We start from the raw sequence: 3628 nt of genomic DNA, 5'->3' as shown, positions 1-3628 counted from the left end.
TTCAGGGATGTCCTGGAACCAATTATAAAAATGGGCATGGAAGCGGGGGAAATCAGGCGGGATATAAACAGCATGATTCTTGCCGCCCACCTGGAAACGATGTACAGCAATTGGTCGGTTCTATGGGCGGCTAATCCGGAATTATTTGCCATAGAAGAAGGCGTTAACATGATTATGGACTTTTTCCTAAACGGTGTAAAAAACAGGGAAAATTAGAGAACGAAAAATAGCACATACATGACAATAATACAGCGACAGCCAGATAGAAAAATATAATCGGTGAGGGAGGAAGCCCATGGATAAGAATTGCGGAGAGTTCTTTCTCAACTGGGCAGGGGCTTTTCAGGCCGGGGTAGAAGCTGCCGGAGGGAAGGGGTGGAACCTGGGCAGGCTCGAAAGGTACGGGTTCAATGTTCCCACCGGAGGGTGCCTTGCAGCCAAAGCATACCGGAGTTTTATTGAAACAAACAACCTGCTTGAAGACGTGGAGAAAATTACCCGAAATGTAACAACCGGCAACATCGGAGATATGGAGATAGAGCAAAAATTATTCCTGCTCAGGGAAAAAATCATAGCCGGGCATATTCCCTCAAATGTTCGGGATGAACTGGAAAATAACCTAAGAACCGCCGGCATACTGGAGAAACCGGTGGCCGTCCGCTCTTCGGCAACAGCCGAGGACTCCGGCAAGGCGTCTTTCGCGGGGATTCATGAATCATTCTTAAATGTCCGGGGACTTGATAACATCCTGTCCGCCATTAATGAATGTTATGCCTCTTTATGGACACCCAGGGCAGTCTCTTACAGGCGGAAAATGAATGTTAAAGATGACGAGGTAATCCCGGCCGTGGTGATCATGGAGATGGTGGAGGCCGAGGCCGCCGGAGTTGGCTTTACCTGCGACCCCCGCACCGGCCAGGAATTTATTATACTTATAAGCGCCAATTACGGTTTGGGCGAGAGCGTGGTCAGCGGCGCCATTGAGCCGGATGAATACCGTTTGGACTTAACGTTTGAAATAACACAAAAAAGAATTGGCCGCAAAGAAGGGAAAACAATTGCCCAAAAAGGCGGCGGGACGGAATTTGTCGAGTCTGCCGGGTCAGCGGCCGGTCAGGTTTTAAGCGACGAAAATATCCGCCGGTTAGGTATGCTGATCCAGCGGGTATTTGACGCCCTTGGCAGTGGGGAACAGCACCAGGATGTTGAATGGGTGTTTGACGGCAAGGATTTCCTCCTGGTCCAGGCCAGGCCGGTGACGGCGTTGCCCAGGTACACTTTCGATGAGATTAAAAACCAGCCGGACATATGGTCCAATGCCAATATCAGGGATGCCGCGCCCATGGTTCAGTCGACTCTCAACTGGAGCTTCTTTAGACTATCTGAAAAGTTTCGCGATAATACGAACGATGGTTTAGATTATAAAATACCCCCGGGCTTGCGGTATATTAGGTTATATCAAGGCCGGGCATATCTCAACATGTCCATGCAGCAGTGGATCTTATACGATGCTATTGGGATTACGCCCCGGCAAATAAACGAAGGCATGGGAGGGCACCAGCCGGAAATAGAAATCAACGAAAAAAAACCTTGCCGTGGGATTAAGGGATGTAAAAGATTGGGGCGCTTGGTGAAAATATTTTTTCGTGGACTTAAAATCATAAAGAGCGTGCAAAAATCTTTTGACCGCGTTGACAATTTTACCAAGGGTTTGTTAAAAGAGAATTTCAAAGGCCTGACAGAAAAAGAGCTTATCGATAAATTCACAGAGATTAAAAGTGTATACATAGAATATTACCCTGTGTTTCTGTCTTGTGTCTTTTGTGCCAACATGGATTCGCTGATAAAGACGCTGGAAAAATATTTTCCCGGCAAAGGGAAAGCTTATGCCAACACCCTGATGGCCGGGAGGGGGGACATACCCAGCGCGGAGCAGGGCTACCGCCTGGTGGAACTGGCCGAAACCGCGCGGGGTGACTCCGCTGCCCGGAGGTTCTTTTCCGGTGATAACTATCATCCTCTCCTGTGGGAAAAAGAATTGCCGGAGGAATCCCCGTTCAAACAATCATTTCGAAACTTTCTGGCGGAGTATGGGCACCGGGGCGTATATGAAATGGATATCATCAACCCCCGCTGGCGCGGGGATCCTTCTTACCCCTTGAATGTCATCAGGAGCACCATGGAAACAGCCGATCTGGGCAAGATAAGAGCCCGGCAAAAAGAAAAAGCGGACGAGGTCTGGCATGAAATAAACCATAAGGTACCTTTCTACAGGCGTGGATCAATTAATCGCTTTTTAAAACAGGCCGTAAAAGGTATGGGAATCAGGGAAATGTCCAAGTCGGTGCTTGTTAAGATATCTGAGCTTATGCGTTTAGTATTTCAGGAGATGGGGCGACGGTTAGCGGAAAGAGGAATTCTTGCCGAGCCGGCAGATATATACCACTGTACCTGCAGTGAAATTTTCTCTATCCTGCAGGGAGACTGGGACGGCAGGGGATTGAATATTCTGGTGGCCGAGCGCAAGGTTAGGAGAAAAGAAATGGAGGCGCTCTCACCCCCCGACCTTATTGTAGATGAGGCGCCTCATTTTGCGGAACCCGCCGCCCGCGGTCAGGGCAATGCGCTGACAGGTATAGGCGTGGCTGCGGGGAGGGCTTCCGGCACGGCAAAAATAATTTCCCATCCCGACGAAGGGGAGAAGCTGCGGGCCGGAGACGTGCTGGTGGCCCCGTCAACGGACCCCGGCTGGACGCCATTGTTCTTAAGGGCTTCCGCCATTGTTGTGGAGACAGGAGGGTTTGGGTCCCACGGCTCCATTGTGGCCCGGGAGTACGGCATCCCGGCGGTGGTGAATATTCCGGGCATAATGACGATAATCAAAGACGGTCAGTCAATTACCGTAGACGGCGACGAGGGCAAGGTCTATTTGTAAGTTTACTCAGTGTGGAAGCAATCGTCTGGTCGATTTATAAAAATCGTTTTCAATTATCATCCAGTTTATAACCGTATTAATTTATTTATAGTAAGTGTTAAAAATGAATTAGATTATCAGGGTAAGGTGGTGGTGACATGTTCGAGAAAATAGCTGAAGCGAGAATAAAGGAAGCCTTATTAAAGGGAGTACTTAAAAATTTACCTGGCGAGGGGAAGCCGTTAAAATTAGAAAAAATCAACCCATTTGAATCTCCGGAGGAGAGGTTTCTCAACATATTAATAAAGAGTTCTGGGGCATTACCAATAGAAATTCTTTTACTTAAGGAAATAGAAAGCATAGAGCAAAGGCTTAAAGACTGTATAATAGCTAGTGAAAAAGAAAATTTAAAACAAAAACTAAAAGAGTTAAAATTTAAATATGATGTACAAATAGAGGCATACCGTTTTTCTTTAAGAAAATTAAAATAGAAGTGCGTTGTACTAAGATCTAAGGGTTAATTCACTTATCAGCAGGGACATGCTGGAAGCAGCCGAAGGCTTCCGCTTTAGGAGCGGAAGCCTTCGTGAACTATTACTTTCCGGATGCTTTTTACCGGCTTTGTTCACCTTTCGGGAAAAGCCGGGCTTTCCGCGAGAAAGGTTCTTCTGCCTGGAGCAGCCTTCATTATTCTCCTTTTAATTCACCTTTCCA

General features: G+C 47.5%; 3 protein-coding genes. All 3 read left to right on the top strand.

Features of this window, described 5'->3' with window-relative positions; genetic code table 11:
- Nucleotides 1-216 (top strand): hypothetical protein (locus tag A4E54_RS09650; RefSeq protein WP_502687936.1); only part of this gene is annotated, 216 nt, incomplete at its 5' end.
- Between the two features lie 79 nt (nucleotides 217-295).
- On the top strand, nucleotides 296-2935 hold the full coding sequence (locus A4E54_RS09645; protein WP_286725906.1) for a PEP/pyruvate-binding domain-containing protein: 2640 nt from the start codon (nucleotides 296-298) through the stop codon (nucleotides 2933-2935).
- A 137-nt stretch (nucleotides 2936-3072) separates the two neighbouring features.
- Nucleotides 3073-3405: a DnaJ family domain-containing protein gene (locus tag A4E54_RS09640; RefSeq protein ID WP_286725904.1), complete on the top strand. Its 333-nt coding sequence runs from the start codon at nucleotides 3073-3075 to the stop codon at nucleotides 3403-3405.
- Nucleotides 3406-3628 lie beyond the last annotated feature (223 nt).

The organism is Pelotomaculum sp. PtaB.Bin117, assembly GCF_002067195.1.
Taxonomy (GTDB): domain Bacteria; phylum Bacillota; class Desulfotomaculia; order Desulfotomaculales; family Pelotomaculaceae; genus Pelotomaculum_D; species Pelotomaculum_D terephthalicicum.
This window is presented reverse-complemented; position numbering and strand designations above follow the sequence as displayed.